This window comes from Burkholderia sp. BCC0097 (genome assembly GCF_902832985.1).
Classification (GTDB): Bacteria; Pseudomonadota; Gammaproteobacteria; order Burkholderiales; family Burkholderiaceae; genus Burkholderia; species Burkholderia orbicola.
Genome location: NZ_CADFDM010000007.1, coordinates 59,348 through 78,473, shown reverse-complemented (window position 1 = coordinate 78,473; position 19,126 = coordinate 59,348). Strand labels below are relative to the sequence as shown.

The following is a 19,126-nucleotide window of genomic DNA, read 5'->3' as shown; positions in this document are numbered from 1 at the left end:
CGGCCTTCGTCACCCCTGCGCGCGCCGCCACGCTCAGGCCGCCCGCGTTTCGAGCACTTCCACCGCCGGCAGCTTCTTCCCCTCGAGGAACTCGAGGAAGGCGCCGCCGCCCGTCGAGATGTAGCTGACCTGGTCGTGGATGCCGTACTTCGCGATGGCCGCGAGCGTGTCGCCGCCGCCCGCGATCGAGAACGCGGAAGATTTGGCGATCGCTTCGGCGAGCGTCTTGGTGCCGTTGCCGAACTGGTCGAACTCGAACACGCCGACCGGGCCGTTCCACACGATCGTGCCGGCCTTCTCGAGCTGGCTCGCGAGCGCCTTGGCCGTATCGGGGCCGATGTCGAGGATCATGTCGTCCGCTTCGATGTCGGCGACCTGCTTCACCGTGGCCGCGGCCGTCGGCGAGAATTCCTTGGCGGTGACCACGTCGGTCGGGATCGGCACCGACGCGCCGCGCTCGCGCGCTTCGTCGATGATCGCCTTCGCTTCCGCGACGAGATCGGCTTCCGCGAGCGACTTGCCGATCGACAGGCCGGCCGCGAGCATGAACGTGTTCGCGATGCCGCCGCCGACGATCAACTGGTCGACCTTGCCGGCCAGCGACTTCAGGATGGTCAGCTTGGTCGACACCTTCGAGCCGGCGACGATCGCCACCAGCGGGCGGGCCGGGTTGCCGAGCGCCTTGCCGAGCGCGTCGAGTTCGGCCGCCAGCAGCGGGCCCGCGCATGCGATGGGCGCGTATTTCGCGATCCCGTGGGTGGTCGCTTCCGCGCGGTGCGCGGTGCCGAACGCGTCGTTCACGTAGACGTCGCAGAGCTTCGCCATCTTCTGCGCGAGCTCGTCCGAATTCTTCTTCTCGCCCTTGTTCACGCGGCAGTTCTCGAGCAGCACGACCTGGCCCGGCGCGACGTTCACGCCGTTCTCGACCCAGTTCGACACCAGCGGCACGTCGCGGCCGAGCAGTTCGGCGAGGCGCTTCGCGACCGGCGCGAGCGAGTCTTCCGGCTTGAATTCGCCTTCAGTCGGACGACCGAGGTGCGACGTGACCATCACGGCCGCGCCGGCGTCGAGCGCGGCCTGGATGGCCGGCACGGACGCACGCACGCGCGTGTCCTCGGTGATGTTGCCGTGATCGTCCTGCGGGACGTTCAGGTCGGCGCGGATGAACACCCGCTTGCCGGCGAGCTGGCCGGCGGCGATCAGGTCGGTAAGACGCTTGACTTGGCTCATGTTGAACAGATTGAAGTAGTGGATGGGGAAAGGGGGTTCACGCTGGACGTGCGCGGGCTGCCGCGAAAGGGCGCCGGATGCGGCCGTGGCTGGCGGTTCGCATGACGCGCACGGGTAAAAAATCTCGAACGGGCATTCTAGCCGATCCACCCGGCAGACTGACCCGTGCGGCGGCGAATTCCGCCTATTTGGGATCGCGCGCCGGCACGGACGCATTGCCGCAGTGCAGCAATGCGCGCGCGGCCCATCAGAAGATCAGGCGGAGCGCGGTGAACACGAGCATGCCGACGACGATCGTGCCGAGCATGCTGCGCCGCCACAAAAACCAGCCGAGCCCGGCGAGCGCCGCGTAGAACGGATGGTTGGACAGCGCGAACGACAGCCCCGCCGGCGTTTCGAGCACGTCGGGCAGCACGACGGCGACCAGCGCGGCGGCCGGCGCGTAGCGCAGCGCGCGCTGCGCGCGTTCGGGCAATACCGTGCGCTCGCCGCCGATCAGGAACAGCGCGCGCGTGACGGCCGTGACGATCGTCATCCCGACGATGACGATCCAGATCTCGGTCGCGCTCATTCGATGTCCTTCTCGTGCACGGTTTCGGTACGGATGCGTCGCCAGTCGGCCCGCTCGACGAAGAAATCGGCCGTGCAGCCGGCCGCGAGCGCGGCGAGCACCGCGATCGGCAGCGCGAGCCGGTACGGCAGGTCGAACGCGACGAGCGATACGATCCCGGCGACCGCGACGGCCGCGAGCGTCGAGCGGTTCGCGACCGCCGACACCATGATCGGAATCAGCGCGAGCGTGCCGGCCAGCTCCAGCCCCCAGCTCGCCGGAAAGATGCTCGCGAGCAGGATGCCGGCGAGCGAGGACACCTCCCACGACGCCCAGCTCGCGAGCGCCATCCCCCAGAAATACGCTTCCTTGCCCGGCACGCGGCCGTACGCGAAGCCCTGTTTCTGGAACAGCAGGTAGATCACGTCGCCATTGAAATAGCCGATCGCGAGGCGCCGCCACAGCGGCAGGTAGGAAAAATGGGGCGCCAGCCCGGCGCTGAAGATCACGAAGCGCATGTTGACCATCGCGGCCGTGAGCAGGACCGTCCAGATCGGCAGCTTCGCCGCGAGGAGCGGCAGCACCGCGAGCTGCGACGAGCCCGCGTAGACGAACAGCGACATCGCGCTCGCCTGCCCGAGCGTCATCACGGACTTGCTCATCGCGATGCCGGTGACGAGCCCCCAGGACAGGATCGCCATCAGTGTCGGGGAATAGTCGCGTGCGCCCTGGATCAGCGCGAAGCGGTCGGTGGCGGACAATCGAGCGAGCATCGGAAAGCGGGCCGCAGCGGGCGGTTCGTCGGGACGCCGGCGCCTCCTGCCGGTGCGACCCATCGTTATTGGAATCGGTACCGGACGATTATAGCGCCGGCCCCGCGCCGGCCGACCGGATCGCCTCCAAATGACGCTAAAATAAGCGTCTTTCCGGCTCAACGCTGCACAACCCGCAGCACACCACCGCTTCCAGGAGAATCGTATGTCAATGGCCGACCGCGACGGCAAGATCTGGATGGACGGCAAGCTGATCGACTGGCGCGACGCCAAGATCCACGTCCTGACCCACACGCTGCATTACGGCATGGGCGTCTTCGAGGGCGTGCGCGCGTACAAGACGGCCGACGGCGGCACCGCGATCTTCCGCCTGCGCGAGCACACCAAACGTCTGCTGAATTCCGCGAAGATCTTCCAGATGGACGTGCCGTTCGACCGCGAAACGCTCGAAGCCGCGCAACTCGCGGTCGTGCGCGAGAACCGGCTCGAGTCGTGCTACCTGCGCCCGATCATCTGGGTCGGCTCGGAAAAGCTCGGCGTGGCCGCGAAGGGCAACACGATCCACGTCGCGATCGCCGCGTGGCCGTGGGGCGCGTATCTCGGCGAGGACGGCCTCGCGAAGGGCATCCGCGTGAAGACGTCGTCGTTCACGCGCCACCACGTGAACGTGTCGATGGTGCGCGCGAAGGCGTCGGGCTGGTACGTGAACTCGATCCTGGCGAACCAGGAAGCGACGGCCGACGGCTACGACGAGGCGCTGCTGCTCGACGTCGACGGCTACGTGTCGGAAGGCTCGGGCGAGAACTTCTTCCTCGTGAACAACGGCAAGCTGTACACGCCCGACCTGTCGTCGTGCCTCGACGGCATCACGCGCGACACGGTCATCACGCTCGCTAAGGACGCCGGTATCGAGGTCATCGAGAAGCGCATCACGCGCGACGAGGTGTACACGGCCGACGAAGCGTTCTTCACCGGCACGGCCGCCGAAGTCACGCCGATCCGCGAGCTCGACAACCGCACGATCGGCAGCGGCGCGCGCGGCCCCGTCACGGAAAAGCTCCAGTCGGCGTTTTTCGATATCGTGTCGGGCAAGAACGCGAAGTACGCGCACTGGCTGACGAAGGTCTGAGTGCGCTGCGCCACCGACCGCCCCACACAAGAGTGATAAAAGAGAACGTCTCATGAGTGAAATCAAGGAAATGCCGCTGGTCGAGCTGACGGCCAAGGATCTTCCCGCCTACTGCCCGAACCCGGCCATGACGCGCTGGAATGCGCACCCGCGCGTCTTCATCGACGTGTCGCACGGCGAGGCACGCTGCCCATACTGCGGCACGCGCTACAAGCTGCGCGACGGCGAGGTGGTCAAGGGCCACTGAGCCCCGTCAGCCGGGCCCACGGGCCCGCCGTACGCGAGGCGGTGCCGCCGGAGGGCCGGCGCGCCGCCCTTTTCCCGTTCTGAACAACCCGAACGCGGCGCCCGAGCGCCGTGCTTCATTACGACATCGGAAGTCGACCTGATGCGTCGAGCGCTGGTTATCGCACCGAACTGGATCGGTGACGCATTGATGGCGCAGCCGCTTTTTGCGCTGCTGAAGAAACTCCATCCCCGCATCGCGATCGATGCCGTCGCACCCTCATGGGTCGCGCCCGTGCTCGAGCGGATGCCCGAGATCCACGATGTCTACGCGACCGATCTCGCGCATGGCAAGCTGCAGCTGCTGCGCCGCTGGCAGCTTGCGAGCGACCTGCGCGACGTCGGCTACGACGCCGCGTACGTGCTGCCGAACTCGCTGAAGTCCGCGGTGATCCCGTGGCTCGCGAACATCCCGCTGCGGATCGGCTACACGGGCGAGCACCGCTACGGGCTGTTGAACGTGCGGCACGCGAACCCCGACAAGTCGGGCGAGCGGCCGCCGATGACGACTCACTACGCGGCGCTTGCGTACGCGCCGGGCGCGAAGCTGCCCGAGTCGATGAAGACGCTGCCCGCCCCGCGCCTGGACGCCGACCTGAACGAGACGGCCCGCGTGTCCGCACGTTTCAATCTCGATACGCGCAAGCCGCTCGTCGTGTTCTGCCCCGGCGCCGAATACGGCCCTGCCAAGCGCTGGCCGCCCGAGCACTTCGCGACGCTCGCGACCATCGTCCACCAGTCGTTCCCGTATACGCAGATCGTCGCGCTCGGCTCGCAGAAGGATGCCGCGGCCGCGCAGGCGATCGCCGACCACGCGCCGAACGTGCGCAACCTGTGCGGGCAGACGTCTCTGTCCGAGGCGTGCGCGCTGATCGCGCGCGCGAACGCGGTCGTCACCAACGATTCGGGGCTGATGCACGTCGCCGCCGCCTTGCGCCGGCCGCTCGTCGCGTTGTACGGATCGACCGATCCGCGCCACACCCCTCCGCTGTCGGACCTGGCGAAGGTACAATGGCTGCATCTCGAATGCAGTCCCTGCTTCGAACGCGAGTGCCCGCTCGGCCACCTGAAGTGCCTGCGCGAACTCGGTCCGGAGCAGGTATTCGGCGATTTGCGCGGCATGCTCGTCGGGCAGCGCTGACCCTGACCGGCAGCGTCGCACGGCGCGCCGGGCAATCCGATTCACCGGTGTACGGCGGCTCCACCCGGGCCGCCGTGCTGAATACGGCGCGCGACGCGCGCGAGAGACCACCCCGATGCCACGTTTTGCCCGCCTCTTCGAAGCCGCTGCCGATACGCTGAACGCCTACTACCAGGCCGTCGCGGATGCCAATCTCGACGCGCTGCTGGCGTTGTGGATCGACGAGGATTTCGCCAGCTGCGTCTGGGCGGACGGCGAGCATCTGCACGGCCTCGACCAGATCCGCGGCGGGCTCGCCAACCGGCTCGCGACACGCCCCGTCACGATCGAGCCGCTCGACATCCGCGTGTACGACAGCCTCGGCACGGTCGTCTATACGATCGCCGAAGCGCATCAGCAGGCCGACCTGACGGCCGAACCCGACATGGTTTTCGCGACGTACGTGATGATCCACGAACGCGGCGAATGGCGCATCGCGCACATCCACGCGAGCCCGATTCCTGAACGAGCGGCCGGACAATTCGCCGCGAAGATCCGTCACGGGCAGGGTCCGCTGCACTGACGAAAAACGAAGCAACGCATTAGCGGGGCGATCATGAGTACGGCTTCTCCGCCCACCTCGCCGCTGACCGGGGCCCCGGCCCCCGACGACGATTCATTGCGCTACCGCGCACCGCGCTGGCTGCCCAACAGCCATGTGCAAACCATCGTGCCCGCGCTGTTCGCGCGGCGGCCGGTTGTCGCTTACCGGCGAGAGCGATGGGAAACCCCCGACCACGACTTCATCGATCTCGACTGGGTCGCGCATCTGGACAGCGCGGCGCCGGCGCCCGACGCGCCGCTGTTCGTGCTGTTCCACGGCCTCGAGGGCAGCTCCGGCTCGCACTACGCGCTCGCGATGATGGCCGCCGCGCGCGCGCAGGGCTGGCACGCGGTCGTCCCGCATTTCCGCAGTTGCAGCGGCGAGCTCAACCGCCAGCCGCGCTTCTACCATCTCGCCGACAGCGCCGAGGTCGACTGGATCCTGCGCCGGCTCGCCGCAGAGCATTGCGGGCCGCTGGTCGCGGCCGGCGTGTCGCTCGGCGGCAACGTGCTGCTGCGCTGGCTCGGCGAGCATCGCAGCGACACGTCGATCGTGCACGCCGCCGCCGCGATCTCGACGCCGATCGACGTGCACGCGGGCGGCCGCGCGTTGTCGCAGGGGTTCGCGATGGTCTACACGCGCAGCTTCCTGAAGACGCTCAAGCGCAAGGCGCTCGCGAAGCTCGACCAGTATCCGGGGCTGTTCGACCGCGACGCGATGCTGCAGGCCGTGACGATGCGCGACTTCGACGAGGTCGTCACCGCGCCGCTGCACGGTTTCGCGAACGCGGACGACTACTGGACCCAGGCGACCACGCGGCCGCTGCTGCCCGCGATCGACGTGCCCACGCTGATCCTCAATGCCCGCAACGATCCGTTCCTGCCCGAATCGGCGCTGCCGGGCCCGGCCGACGTATCGCCGGCCGTCGAGCTCGACCAGCCCGCGCACGGCGGCCACGCGGGATTCATGACCGGGCCGTTCCCCGGCCGCCTCGACTGGCTGTCGGCGCGGGTGTTCGGCTATTGCTCGAAATTCGTCGACCATGGATGACATCGTCAGGCAGGCGCTCGCCAAATGGCCGAACGTGCCGCATTGCACTGGCTGGCTGCTGCTCGACCGGCGCGGCACATGGCGGCTGCGCGACGACGCCGCACAGGCGGCCGGCGAGCTCGGCTCGCCGATCCGGCATGAGGCGCTGAACGCGTTCATCGGCCGCAACTACGCCTGCGACGCGCAAGGCCAGTGGTTCTTCGAGAATGGGCCGCAGCGCGTGTACGTCGAGCTCGCCTATACGCCGTGGGTCGTGCGGCTCGCCGAGCGTGACGGGCAGCTTGCGCTCACCGACCAGACGGGCGCCCCGTTCGAACCGGATGCCGCCTGGCTCGACGACGGCGGCGGCGTGCTGTTTCGCGATGCCGGCACGCCCGCGCGCATCGCGGCGCTGCACGATCACGACCTCGGGCTGTTCGCCGATCACGCGGATTTCGATGCCGAGCCGCCGGTGCTGCGCTGGCGCGACGGCCGCACGCTGCCCCTCGGCAGCATCGCGTGCGCCGACGTACCGGGCCGGTTCGGCTACGTCGCCAGCCCGGCGCGCCACGCACGCGACGGGGCCGACAGCGGCAACTGATCCGCCGCCGCGCCGGCTGCGTTCGCCGCGCGCCGGCCGCTACCCGCGGCCGTTCTTCTCGTCGTCGCGCTCTTCCTTGTAGCGCGCCTCGAATTCCAGCAACCGCGCGCCGATGATCGACTGCTCGTAGAACGACACATCCTTCGCGTCGCGCGCCTCCTTCAGTTGCCGGATCGCCGACGGCCATGCACCGTCGAGCGCCAGCTTCTCCGCCAGCGCCCGGCGCCGCGCGAGCACGTCGCCCTTGCCGTCGCTCGACTTCGCGAGGTAATCCCACCAGTCCGGCTGTTCGGGGTCGGCCTTCGCCTGCGCCCGTGCGAGGGTTTGCGCTTCGGCGAAGCGACGCGCGGCGATCAGCGCCTGCAGGTGCGCGACGATCGCCGCGTGCGACGCCGGCCAGCGCCGCTGCGCGAGTGCCGAGAGCCGTACCGCGTCGTCGGTCCGGCCCGCGCGGCGGGCGATGTCGGCGGCCAGCACGTCGAGACTCGGCGAGCTGGTCGCCGGATCGTCCTCGCGCCGCTCGCGCGCATCGAATGCGGCGCGGGCCGACGCGAGCGCATTGTCGGCCGCGTCGTACTGGCCGAGCAGCGTATTCGCGAGCGCGATGCCGTACCAGTTCGCCGCGACGTTCGGCGCCGTGTGATCGTCGATTTCCAGCTGCATCCGGCGCGCCTCGGCCGTGATGTCGGTCGGTGCCCGGTTCTGCAGGACGCGCAGCCGTGCCCGCACGAACCCGTATTCGGCCGACTGGCGCGGCTGCCGGTACGGCGCGCGGCGCGCGCGATCCTCCATGTCGGCAATCCGTTCGCCGGTCAGCGGGTGCGTGCGCGCATAGGCCGGCACGCCCGCATCGCCCATCGACGCACGGTCGAGCCGCTCGAAGAAGCCGGGCATTCCGTATGGGTCGTAGCCGGCCCCCGCGAGCAGCTGGAAGCCGACGCGGTCGGCCTCGCGCTCGGCCGACCGCGAGAAGCGCAGCTGGTTGTCGACCGCATACGCCTGTCCGCCCATCGCGATCGCGCTGCCGAGATCGCCGCTGCGCGCGAGCACGCCGGCCAGCACGCCGAGCAGCATCGTCGCGAGCGCCGTGTAGCCGGTCTTCTCGTTCGCGCCGATCATCCGCGCGATGTGCCGCTGCAGCACGTGGCCCATCTCGTGGCCGACCACCGATGCGAGCTCCGACTCCGTCTGCGTCGTGACCACCAGCCCGCTGTTGATCCCGATGAAGCCGCCCGGCATCGAGAACGCGTTGATCTGCGGATCGCGCACCGGGAACAGGTCGAAGTCGGGCGTGTAGCCGCCGATGTAGCGCGCCGCCGCCGCGGCCGCGAGCCGCGCCGCCATCGCGTTCAGGTAGTCGCGCACCAGCCAGTCGTCGAGATAGTCGGGATCGCGCCGCACTTCGCGCATCACGCGCTCGCCGAGCCGGCGCTCGGCGCGCGGCGTCAGCGAACCGCCGGAGCCATCGCCGAGATCGGGTAGCTCCAGCGCACGCAGCGGCGCGCGCAGGCTCGCGACCGGCGCCGACGCACCGTCCGTGCCCGAGAACCGGCTCTCCGCGCCACCGTACGTGCCGAACACGCCGGTCGCGATGCCGGACGGCACGGTGGAAATCGACGTCGGGCCGCCAGCCGCCGGCTCGAGCGGCGGCGCGGATGCGCTCTGCGCATGACCGCCCGGCGGCAGCGCGAGCGCCGCCGACAGCGACACGGCAAGCAACTGTTTGACACGCATGGCAGGATGAAAACGACGCCGTTCCGCGCGCGCGGCGCGCATCGCGGCGTTTGGTCTGAATATTCGGGTCATTGTACCGGCGCCGCGACGACTGTCCCGTGCCGCGCGAGCGTCATCTGCGCCTCCGGCAACGCGAACGCCGCTGCTATGATAAGCGCCCGTTGCGAGGTTGGATCGGTTCGCCGCGCCGGTACGGGATGCGGTGCCCGGCCGGTCGAGCGGCAGGATCGAGGGACGTGCGCGCGCACTCCGTTCCACTAGAGGAAGACATGTCAGGACTCACCCATTTCGATGCCGCCGGCCATGCGCACATGGTCGATGTCGGCGACAAGCAGGAAACCCGGCGCATCGCGATCGCGCGGGGCACGATCCGGATGCTGCCGGCCACGTTCGCGCTGATCCGCGACGGCAAGGCCAGGAAAGGCGACGTGCTCGGCGTCGCGCGCATCGCGGCGATCCAGGGCGCCAAACGCACGGCCGACCTGATTCCGCTGTGCCACCCGCTCGCGCTCACGCGCGTGGCCGTCGAGTTCGAACTCGACGACGCGCTGCCGGGCGTGCATTGCGTCGTGCAGGTCGAGACGTTCGGGCGGACCGGCGTCGAGATGGAAGCGCTGACGGCCGTCCAGGTCGGGCTGCTGACCGTCTACGACATGTGCAAGGCCGTCGATCGCGGGATGGTGATCACCGACGTGAGCGTGCGCGAGAAGCGCGGCGGGAAGTCGGGGGACTGGAAGGCGGAAGACACGGCGGGGTGAGCACCCGGGCTCATCGGGCCGCCAATTCGAGATAAAACGTTTTATCTCATACAATTACCGGATTCCGCACGAGAGAGCGTGCGAACCAGCACAACAAAAGCGAGCACTGGTGATGAATTCGCAAGCGTTAAGAAGCGCGTTGCTGGCCGGACCGGTTCAGCACGAGCGCCTGATCAAACTGGATACCCCGCTCGGCCCGGACGTCCTGTTGCCGCAGCGCGTCACGGGACGATCGCGCCTCGGACGCCATTTCGAGTTCACCGTCGATACCGTGTCGGTATCCGACGACCTCGAACTCAAGAAACTGATCGCGCAGCCGGTGACGCTGTGGATCCAGCAGTCCGACCAATCGTACGCGCCGCACCACGGCTACGTGCACGCGGCCCGCCGGCTCGGGTCGGACAGCGGCGTCACGCACCATCAGATCGTCTTTGCGTCGTTCCTGCACTTCCTGAAGTTCCGCCGCGATCAGCGCATCTGGCAGGACCGGTCGGCGGACGACATCATCGCCGACGTGCTGAACCAGCATCCGCAGGCCAAGGGCCGCTTCACGTTCAAGCTCTACCAGCCGCTGCCGTCGCGCTCGTTCTGCATGCAATACGAGGACGACTGGAATTTCGTCCATCGCCTGATGGAATCGGAAGGCCTGTACGGTTTCTGGGAACAGGACGACGACGGCAAGGCGCACCGGCTCGTCATCGTCGATCGCATCGACGCGTTGCCCGCGCTGTCGCCGCGAACCGTGCGCTTTCATCACGCGGGCACGGGCGACGAAGCCGACACGCTCGTCCAGTTCAGCGGTACACGCACGCTGCGAAGCGTCGCACGCACCACGCGCACGTTCGACTACAAGCAGCCGCCCACCGCGTCGAATCCGAAGGCCACCCATACGCCGACGATCGCGAACCAGGGCGACCTGCCGCAGCAGCTCGAAGTCTACGAATACACGGGTGCCTACACGTATCCCGAGCAGTCACGCGGCGACCATCTGTCGAAGATCTGGATGGAAGAGCAGGAATCGCACGCGAAGCGCTTTCACGGTGTCGGCGGTGTGCGGCGCATGGACGCGGGACGCGTGTTCGAGTTCGCGGAACACCCCGAACACGACAAGGACGATGCCGGCCAGCGCGAATTCGCAGTGATCGAAACGGCGTGGGTCATCGTCAACAACCTGCCCGTGGCCGACGAGCCGGCCGTTTTCCCGCACAGCCTGCAGGCCGAGATCGGCAGCATCATGCAGGCCACCGATACGGGCCGGTCCCGCGTGCGTCATCCCGACGGCAGCGAGGGCTTCTTTCAGGTCCGCATCGAAGCCCAGCGCACGACGGTGCCGTTCCGCAGCCCGTTCGAGCACGCGAAGCCGCCGATGCACCTGCAATCGGCGATCGTCGTCGCGCCGCAAGGCGAAGAAGTCCATACGGACGAGCTCAACCGGGTCAAGGTCCGCTTTCACTGGGACCGCTTGAACGACGGCGACGAAAAGGCGTCGTGCTGGCTGCGTGCCACGGCGTCCGATTCGGGCAATGGCTACGGTGCCGTCCACCCGCACCGCAGCGGCGAGGAGGTGCTGGTCGACTTCCTCGGCGGCGACTGCGATCGTCCGATCATCGTCGGCAAGGTCTACAACGGTGCGACGAGCCCGCAATGGCACAGCAACGGCATCCTGTCCGGGTACCGGTCCAAGGAATACGCGGGCGCCGGCTACAACCAGCTGGTGCTCGACGACGCGACCGCGCAGAACCGCGTGCACCTCTACAGCAGCCAGGCCAACACGCACCTGCACCTCGGCTACCTGATCGACCACACGGGCAACAACCGCGGCAGCTATCTCGGCAGTGGCTTCGACCTGCGCTCGGACGCCTACGGCGCCGTGCGCGCGAACCGCGGGCTGTACGTCTCGACGCATCCCAAGCAGGCGGCCAGCCAGCCGCTCGACGTCGACGAGACCCGGGAGCAGCTCGTGCGCGCGCAAGGGCTGATCGACGCCATGTCGCAGGTCAGCGCGCAGCATCAGGGCGAGTCGCTCGACCCCGGCCACACGGCGCTGAAGCAGTTCAGCGACGCGACGCGGAACAGCGTGAGCGGCAGCGCGTCGGGCGGCCGGACCGCCGGCGGCGGAACCGGCAACGCCAACGCGTTCAAGGAGCCCGTGATGCTGTTCGGCAGCCCGGCCGGCATCGGGATGTCCACGCAGCAGTCCGCGCAATTTTCCGCGGACCAGCACATCAACCTCGTCAGCGGGCAAAGCACGCACGTCGCCGCCGGAAAATCGCTGATCGCCAGTGTCCTCGACCGGATCAGCCTGTTCGCGCAGAACGCGGGGATGAAGCTGTTCGCCGGCAAGGGCAAGGTCGAAGTGCAGGCGCAGGCGGACAACATCGAGCTGACCGCGCAGAAGGCGCTGAAGCTGATCGCCGTCACGCAATCGATCGAAGGCGCCGCGGCGAAGGAGATCCTGCTAACGTCCGGCGGCGCCTATATCCGCATCGCGGACGGCAACATCGAAGTGCACGCGCCGGGCAAGATCGACATCAAGGGCGCGCAGCATGCGTTCAGCGGCCCCACCCACCTGTCGCAAACGATGCCGACGCTGCCGAACTCCAGCGGCAACTACGACCAGGCGTTCATCGCGCACTGGGCCGGCACCGACATTCCGGTCGCGAACACGCGGTACCAGATGTTCTCGAACGGCAAGCTGCTCTCGGAAGGCGTCACCAACGCGGCAGGCGAAACCGGGCTCACGCAGAGCCACGTGCCGCACGACGTCGTGGTCAAGTTTCTAGGGAAATCGAATGGCTGACGGACAACAGGACAAGGTGCTCGGGACCGGTGCGGGGATGCTGACCCCGACGGGATACCAGGATCGGCCGAAGGTGCAGATCAATATCTGCGACAAGCATGTGACGCCGGCTGCGGATTCCATTATCGGAACGTGCCCGTACTACTACCGACCGCTGCATGGCGAGTACTGGGAAACGGTCGAGAAAGTCAGCACGTCGAGTATCTGGGCGACCGTGAAGAAATTCGCCACGTCATGGGATCCGTGGAAAGACACGAAAGTTGCCCGTGAACTGCTGCATCGGCGGGAGAACCTGATACAAGCCGAAAGCACCGATTCCGACTGGTCCCGCCACGGCAATTTCATGATGCGTCATATCGGCTGCGGACATAAGCCGCCGGGATATTACGTCAGCTACGGTTACTACTACTGCTCGAATTACGGCAAATACCTGCTCCCGCAATTGAGCGACAAAGGCAAGGCGTGGCTTGCGAGCGCACGCTGGTTCCTGCAGCATTATCTGGAAGAGGGTTTGCAGCGAAACATGCGCGGCGACACCATTTCGATCAGAGGCAAGAAGCCGAACAGCGGCGGTTGCGAGATGAACGTGCCGCAGTACACGCTCGAACTGGACGACGACACCTTCAAGACGTACGCGTTCAAGACCCACCCTCTCGCCTATCTCGACGGCGGTCTGGCGGGGCTCGGGCCTGTCGATATGTACTACATCCTGAAGCAACCCAACGCCCAGGAATGGGGTGATCTCAGGACGTTCTCCCAGGCGTTCGACAGCGGTGTCGGCGTGGGCAAACAGTACGTCGACAATACCGTCGAATATGCGAAAAAGGCCGGTGATGCCGTCAACGAACATGTCATCGACCCTGTTGCACAGGCAATCGAAAAACTGATGCCGAAATGAAATGACGAAAAAATTCCTGAAGCTGTCGCTGGGTGCGGCAGTCGTGTTCATTGTCTTGATTGTCGGGTTCTCATCTATGTCGAATGACTGGCAGGTCGTTTCCAACACTTTCATGAAGAACAGCAAGCCTTACGGCGGAGGCGACTTCGTGATATCGGGAAACGAGGCGATCACGCTGAAGATCAGCGATCCTGAAATCACCTTCAAGCCGTACGCTGAATGGAAGGACAAGGAAAAAGCCGAGCCGGCCGAAACCTGGATGAACGACAGTCGAGAAACGCTGAACCGGACGTCGGTCGAATTCTGGCGCGGCCCGGTGAACGGCGACATGACGCGCCATTTCAAGCAGGTGGGCCAGACCGCCGCCTGGTGGCACGCCAAGGACTGGACGGTCGAATTCATCAGCACCGGCTGGATGGACTACAAGTCGCCTCAGCCTGCCGATGGGCTGACGCCGCAAGTGACCAAGCTCTGGAAGTCGTCCAACGGCGGACGCGACTGGGCGCAGCTCGCGTGGCCCGAAGACCGGAACATCGGTCGCCTGCTGTTTCTCGACCCGCAGCGCGGCTATGCGATCGGGTGGGGCCCGCACGTGTGGCGCACGTCCGACGGCGGTCAATCGTGGCGGGAAATCGAACTGCCACCGGGTGCTGCGGACGCCGGCAAACCCCGCCGCACCTTTGACGGCATCGACCTCGGCCCGGACGGTACCTTGCGCGTGGCGTACCACGTCGAGAAGTCCGAGCATGGTTCCGCCGGAAGCGTGGTCTATCGGCTCGGCTGGGAGCAATCCGAGTTCGCCTTGGATGCCGTTTTGCCCGAACAGGTGGTCGTCAACCTGTCCTCGTCCCCGGTCGCGTCGAATCACTATGCGCTTTACGCGCTGTCGCGCCTCGGCGAACCGCGCAATTTAGATAATCCCGCCGACAAGGGAAAACGCGTCGGCGCCATTTCCACCTGGACGAACGATGCGCCTGAGCAGGTGCGGCAGCTGCATTCGTTTGACGACACGCTGACGCTCGATAGTCTGAGCGTCGGCCGGGACGGATTGCTGCTCGTCTACGCAACCGATTCCGGCCGTAACGGCACGCCGCTCGATGTCACGTTCGTCAGCAGCGACGGTGGGAAGACCTGGAACTCGAGCAAGGACAAGCCGGCTCAGGGCGGGTATTTCAATGCCCAAACGAACACACTGTATTCGCTGGTCGCCTATACGCTCAAGAAGCGGCAGTTCTGATCGTTCCAATGCGATTGCCGCGGGGCGCCCGTCGCGATTCGGGTGCCGGCTCCGCGGCCTACGGCCGATCCGAAATGGCCGGGCAATGCGGGGCCCGGCCGCACGATCACGACGCGACGCCTGCCAGAGCCGTCAGATACCGGTCCTGCCGGGTCGGTCATGTCTCAGGGTGACCGCGTATCCAATGACATGCAAAAACACACTCGCCGGATAGGGTTCGTCGTGAGCCTCGCCGTCCTGGTCGTGGCGACATTCAGTTATATCCGCCCCACGATGGATCGGGAGACGATTTCGACACACTTCATGCGGGACGAGACGCCATACGGTGGCGGCAACTTCCGCATCAAGGGCAACGACGTGATGAGCGTCAAGCTGGCCAATCCCGTGGTGACGTTCAAGCCCGCGGCTGAATCGACGGAACCGCAGCGGCCCGAGCCGACCGAAACATGGATGAACGACACGGGCGAGCTGCTGAACCGCATGACGATCAGCTTCTTCCGCGGGACCATCGACGGGGGGATGAAGCGCCAGTTCCAGCAGGTCGGCCAGAACGCCGCGTGGTGGTACTCCCCGGACTGGTCGGTTCAGTTCCTCAGCACCTCATGGATGGACTACAAGGCCCCGGAGGCACGCGGCGGCGATGCACCGCAAACCACGAAGCTGTGGAAGTCGCTCGACGGCGGCCAAACGTGGTCTCAACTGCAATGGCCCGAAAACCAGAACATTGGCCGGTTGCCCTTCGTCGATCCACAGCGCGGCTACGCGATCGGCTGGGGGCCGAGAGTGTGGCGGACCGCAGACGGCGGTAACACGTGGCAGACGATCGACGTGCCGACCGATGCACGCGTCGCCGACGAGACGCGCAAGAATTTCAATGCGGTGAGTCTCGGCCCTGACGGTGTACTGCGCGTCGCCTACTCCGCTGCTCCGACTGCAGAGGCGCCGTCGCACAGTGTGATCGACCGGCTCGACTGGGAGCGGCACGCATTCGTGACGGAGACCGAACTGCCGGGTCAGGTCGTCACCGCGCTCGATACCACGCCGGGACCGGCAGCACACTATTCGCTATACGCGCTGTCACGTCTCGACAAGCCGCAAAGCGGCGAGAGTCGCGACAACGGCCGCCGGGCGGGCGCGATTTCCACGTGGACGAACGACCATCCCGAGTCCGTGCACCAACTGCGCACGTTCGACGAGACGCTCCGGCTCGACAGCCTGAGCGTCGGTCGTAACGGCCTCCTGCTCGTCTACGCGACCGACCCGAACTCCGGCAGCCGCGGCGGTGCCCCGATCGACCTGACGTTCACCAGTACCGACGCCGGCAAGTCGTGGGATCAAACAGCCGACAAGGTTGCACAAGGCGGCTACTTCGACGCGCAGACCAACACGCTGTACTGGCTGCACGCTTATACGCTGAAGAAGCGGACTTTCCTGATCGCGCGCATGACGGTCGCCGAGGAATTGGCGCATCGTCGCGAAAACCGGATCAGGACGGCAAGCACCGATACGCTCTATCCGGTGTTCGCCGAGTCGTTGCGCAACGCGCAACACCCACTACGGAAACGGCAATTCTGACCGCTGCCAGACGCATTTGCCGTGGGCCGAGTCCGCAGAATCGGACGACGCCCCGGCACGATCGCGCGTCATTCGGCGCGCCGCGGCTCGAACACGAACGGTTGCGTCAACAAGAAAGGATTCGCCGTCGCGCCGGTCTGCACGCAGCTCGCGTGCGTCATCGCTTCGACGGCCGCCCGATCGGCCGCCGCGTTGCGGCTGCTCGTCGTCACGGTGACGTTCTGCGCTTCGCCGGACGTCGTCATCAGCGCGCGCACGAGCACGGTCGCCGGGCGCGTGAGCGGTTTCGCGGTATCCGGATAGACGGCACGCGGAATGTGGCAGGTCAGCTTGCTTTCCTGCGACGACGACAGCATCGCGCAGCCGGAAAACAGCATCGCGACGGCGGGCAGGATCAGGTAGGTCGAGCGAATGGCCATGGTCGAATATCGTTCTTCAGCACTGTTCTGGGCACACGCGCCGCGCAACGAAGGCCTTCCCCCGCCCGCATCGCGTGTGTCGCACTGCGCCGCGGCCATCGGACCGGCGCCCCGTTACGGCCGCACGGCCGAGCGATGCCCGGCCGCGATCCTGCTCGGCGCAATACCCGGATAACCGGGAAGTGTGCCGTATTGGCACCGCCTGCACCCCACGCCGACGCGCATGCGAGCCCTTTCGCGCATTGTGCCCGCGCCGCCCGGCCAGCAGGCGGCAATTTGACAATGGTTGACGCGAATCGCCGCCCCTTCGACCCTAATCCGCGCGATCCGCGACGTAATCGATAGCCGATCGGCTCAGCGCGTGATGCGCCGAGCCATGTTGCGCCGACGACGTCAGCCCGCTTTCATCACGGCCAGACAAACGCCGGAATTCCCCGTTCCGGCGCGCACGACACGCGTCAATCCGAGTCGTCGTCGTCCGAGTCGTCGCCCTCGTCGGCCGGCGCTTCCCCGTATTTCGCGACGACGGCCGCCCTGAACGTCTTCAGCGCCGGCTCATCGCCGCACAGCTTGTACAACGCGGCCAGCTGTTGCGGCCAGTCCTTCAACTCCTTCGCAAACACATGCAGGCGCGCGACGGTATCGAGCGCGTCGGCTTCGCGGCCGGCCAGCGCCTGCAGCACCGCGTAGCGGCGCAGCACCGTCTCGCCGGGCAGCAGCGCGATCGCACGCTCGTGCGCGGCGAGCTTGAGCGGCAGGTTGTCCGGCGAAATGGTCAGCAGCGTCGCCGCACCGTAATCGCCCCACGCGCCGAACAGCAGCGACGGCGCATCGCGGTACTGCGCGGCCGGGCTGCTGCCGTAATACAGCACTTCCGCGCGCTGGTAGTCGCGCAGCACGGGCACCGCCGCCAGCACGCCGCCGAACGACAGCACCGCGAACAGCCCGAATGCCGCACGCCCCGGCAGGATGCGCAGCGGCTTCACCTCCAGCAGCCCGATCACGAACATCGCCGGCAGCAGGAAGAACATGTATTGCTGCGGATATTCGACCAACGCATGCATCAGCAGGATGCCGATCAGCGCGAAGCCGAACACGCGCATGCTCGACTGCGGCGCCCGCACCGCGCGCACGAACCACATGACGAGCGTGACGGCGACCACGCCGAGCCCGACGAGACCGGACTTCGCGAGCAGATCGATGAAGATGTCGTGCGAGTTGTTCGCGATCTCGACGCCGCCGAGCGTGCGCACGAGCGCAAACTGGTGCGACGGGAATTCGCCCCAGCCGACGCCGAGCAGCGGATGCTCGCGGAACATCGCGAGCCCGTACTTCCACAGCGCGAGGCGCGGCGCGATCTGCCCGGCGTCGCGCATCCGGTCGGCGGCCGACTCCGCGAGATTCAGGTGATAGTGCACGTTGGCCCAGCGCACCGCGACGTTCACCGCGATGAACGCGACCGCCAGCACGACCGGTATCAGCCACGCACGCGCATTGCCTGGCATGCGGCGCGATTCGACCCACGCCATCCAGAAGCCCGCAACAACCATCACCGCGACTTGCAACCACGGCCCACGCGACACCGTCAGCGCGAGACCGACCGACAGCACGAGCGACAGCGCGAGCCATGCCCACACCGCGAGCCGGCGCGTCTGCACCAGATACAACGCGCCCGCGAGCGCGAAGGCGATGTAGCTGGCCAGATGGTTCGCCTGCGCCATGTTGCCGTACGGACGGCGGTCGACCGCGATGTTGTACACGACGACGAACGGCGAGACGGCCGATTCGAGGTGGAACAACTGCACGATCTGGGTGCCGACCGCGAACACGCCGCCCACGAGCAGCGCGCCGGCCATCATCCGCGACACGGTTTCCGCCATCCCGTCGCGCGCGAGCGCGTAGCCGGCCTGCATCGCGACCAGCGCGGCCGCGAGATAACCGACCGCCAGCCAGTTCATCGACGGCACCTTGAGCGGGATCAGCGCGACCTGCGCGATCAGCACCACCGCAAAGCCGAGCGGCACGACGAATGCGGCCGGCGCGGCAAACGGCTCGGCTGGGCGGCCGGTGCGCGCAAGCAGCACGACCGACACCCCCACCAGCAGATACAGCACCAGCGCGGAAAACTCGGAATAGAAGGTCGGGATCGGATACGTGTGATTCGTGATCGCGTACGGCACGATCAGGGCGACAGCCAGCGCAACGAGCGACAACGAACGGGAAAAAGTAGAAGGCATGAGCGAACCGGATGTCAGCAACCGGCGCACTATACAAAACTTTCCCTGCTCTGTGCGGGGCCGTCGCTCCACGAGCCGGCGCCGGGCTGCAACCCGGCCGGCCGAGGCGGCGGCCGGCAGGCCGCAGGCGCCGCCGCCCTGCTTCTC

Annotated in this window: 17 protein-coding genes; 11 read left to right on the top strand and 6 right to left on the bottom strand. The window is 66.9% G+C overall.

Features of this window, described 5'->3' with window-relative positions; genetic code table 11:
• Positions 1-33: 33 nt before the first annotated feature.
• The 3 genes from HWX07_RS23485 to HWX07_RS23475 all read right to left on the bottom strand — a co-directional run bounded on the left by HWX07_RS23485 (position 34) and on the right by HWX07_RS23475 (position 2,553).
• Positions 34-1,230 (bottom strand): phosphoglycerate kinase, encoded by a 1,197-nt coding sequence (locus HWX07_RS23485; RefSeq protein WP_011694387.1) that lies wholly within the window; start codon positions 1,228-1,230, stop codon positions 34-36.
• 247 nt (positions 1,231-1,477) lie between these two features.
• A complete protein-coding gene (locus tag HWX07_RS23480) occupies positions 1,478-1,801 on the bottom strand; it encodes an AzlD domain-containing protein (RefSeq protein WP_006477942.1) in 324 nt (107 codons plus the stop codon).
• Positions 1,798-2,553, bottom strand: coding sequence for an AzlC family ABC transporter permease (locus tag HWX07_RS23475; protein WP_175877847.1), 756 nt, complete (start codon positions 2,551-2,553; stop codon positions 1,798-1,800). Before HWX07_RS23475 ends, HWX07_RS23480 begins: the two co-directional genes overlap by 4 nt.
• 205 nt (positions 2,554-2,758) lie before the next feature.
• Here HWX07_RS23475 and HWX07_RS23470 point away from each other — a divergent pair, with 205 nt between their 5' ends.
• The 6 genes from HWX07_RS23470 (at position 2,759) to HWX07_RS23445 (ending at position 7,321) form a co-directional block, all read left to right on the top strand.
• Positions 2,759-3,682 (top strand): branched-chain amino acid transaminase, encoded by a 924-nt coding sequence (locus tag HWX07_RS23470; protein ID WP_011546109.1) that lies wholly within the window; start codon positions 2,759-2,761, stop codon positions 3,680-3,682.
• A gap of 52 nt (positions 3,683-3,734) precedes the next feature.
• Positions 3,735-3,929, top strand: a complete 195-nt coding sequence (locus HWX07_RS23465; protein ID WP_006482499.1) for a zinc-finger domain-containing protein — start codon at positions 3,735-3,737, stop codon at positions 3,927-3,929.
• Between the two features lie 141 nt (positions 3,930-4,070).
• Positions 4,071-5,108 carry a lipopolysaccharide heptosyltransferase II gene (waaF, locus tag HWX07_RS23460; RefSeq protein ID WP_006477936.1) on the top strand — a complete coding sequence of 346 codons (1,038 nt, stop codon included), beginning with the start codon at positions 4,071-4,073 and terminating at the stop codon, positions 5,106-5,108.
• Positions 5,109-5,223: 115 nt separating this feature from the next.
• Positions 5,224-5,670: a nuclear transport factor 2 family protein gene (locus tag HWX07_RS23455; RefSeq protein ID WP_027785313.1), complete on the top strand. Its 447-nt coding sequence runs from the start codon at positions 5,224-5,226 to the stop codon at positions 5,668-5,670.
• Positions 5,671-5,703: 33 nt separating this feature from the next.
• Positions 5,704-6,741, top strand: coding sequence for a hydrolase (locus tag HWX07_RS23450; RefSeq protein WP_175877846.1), 1,038 nt, complete (start codon positions 5,704-5,706; stop codon positions 6,739-6,741).
• Positions 6,734-7,321, top strand: a complete 588-nt coding sequence (locus HWX07_RS23445) for a DUF2946 family protein (protein ID WP_175877845.1) — start codon at positions 6,734-6,736, stop codon at positions 7,319-7,321. The genes HWX07_RS23450 and HWX07_RS23445 overlap by 8 nt, the downstream gene beginning before the upstream one ends.
• Before the next feature lie 39 nt (positions 7,322-7,360).
• Here the strand turns inward: HWX07_RS23445 and HWX07_RS23440 are convergent, their stop codons facing one another.
• Positions 7,361-9,055: a M48 family metalloprotease gene (locus HWX07_RS23440; protein WP_175877844.1), complete on the bottom strand. Its 1,695-nt coding sequence runs from the start codon at positions 9,053-9,055 to the stop codon at positions 7,361-7,363.
• A 269-nt stretch (positions 9,056-9,324) separates the two neighbouring features.
• Between HWX07_RS23440 and moaC the strand changes: the two genes are divergently transcribed.
• The 5 genes from moaC to HWX07_RS23415 all read left to right on the top strand — a co-directional run bounded on the left by moaC (position 9,325) and on the right by HWX07_RS23415 (position 16,323).
• Complete coding sequence (gene moaC / locus HWX07_RS23435; protein ID WP_175877843.1) at positions 9,325-9,813, top strand: cyclic pyranopterin monophosphate synthase MoaC; 489 nt, start codon at positions 9,325-9,327, stop codon at positions 9,811-9,813.
• A 112-nt stretch (positions 9,814-9,925) separates the two neighbouring features.
• Positions 9,926-12,613 carry a type VI secretion system tip protein VgrG gene (locus HWX07_RS23430; protein WP_175877842.1) on the top strand — a complete coding sequence of 896 codons (2,688 nt, stop codon included), beginning with the start codon at positions 9,926-9,928 and terminating at the stop codon, positions 12,611-12,613.
• Positions 12,606-13,511, top strand: a complete 906-nt coding sequence (locus tag HWX07_RS23425) for a hypothetical protein (protein ID WP_175877841.1) — start codon at positions 12,606-12,608, stop codon at positions 13,509-13,511. Before HWX07_RS23430 ends, HWX07_RS23425 begins: the two co-directional genes overlap by 8 nt.
• Positions 13,512-13,587: 76 nt before the next feature.
• Positions 13,588-14,748: a glycosyl hydrolase gene (locus tag HWX07_RS23420; RefSeq protein WP_175878154.1), complete on the top strand. Its 1,161-nt coding sequence runs from the start codon at positions 13,588-13,590 to the stop codon at positions 14,746-14,748.
• Between the two features lie 273 nt (positions 14,749-15,021).
• Positions 15,022-16,323 (top strand): glycosyl hydrolase, encoded by a 1,302-nt coding sequence (locus tag HWX07_RS23415; protein ID WP_244130032.1) that lies wholly within the window; start codon positions 15,022-15,024, stop codon positions 16,321-16,323.
• A 68-nt stretch (positions 16,324-16,391) separates the two neighbouring features.
• Here HWX07_RS23415 and HWX07_RS23410 read toward each other — a convergent pair whose 3' ends face one another.
• Positions 16,392-16,742 (bottom strand): TonB family protein, encoded by a 351-nt coding sequence (locus tag HWX07_RS23410; protein ID WP_012329163.1) that lies wholly within the window; start codon positions 16,740-16,742, stop codon positions 16,392-16,394.
• A 458-nt stretch (positions 16,743-17,200) separates the two neighbouring features.
• Positions 17,201-18,979: a Wzy polymerase domain-containing protein gene (locus HWX07_RS23405; protein WP_175877840.1), complete on the bottom strand. Its 1,779-nt coding sequence runs from the start codon at positions 18,977-18,979 to the stop codon at positions 17,201-17,203.
• Between the last annotated feature and the right edge of the window lie 147 nt (positions 18,980-19,126).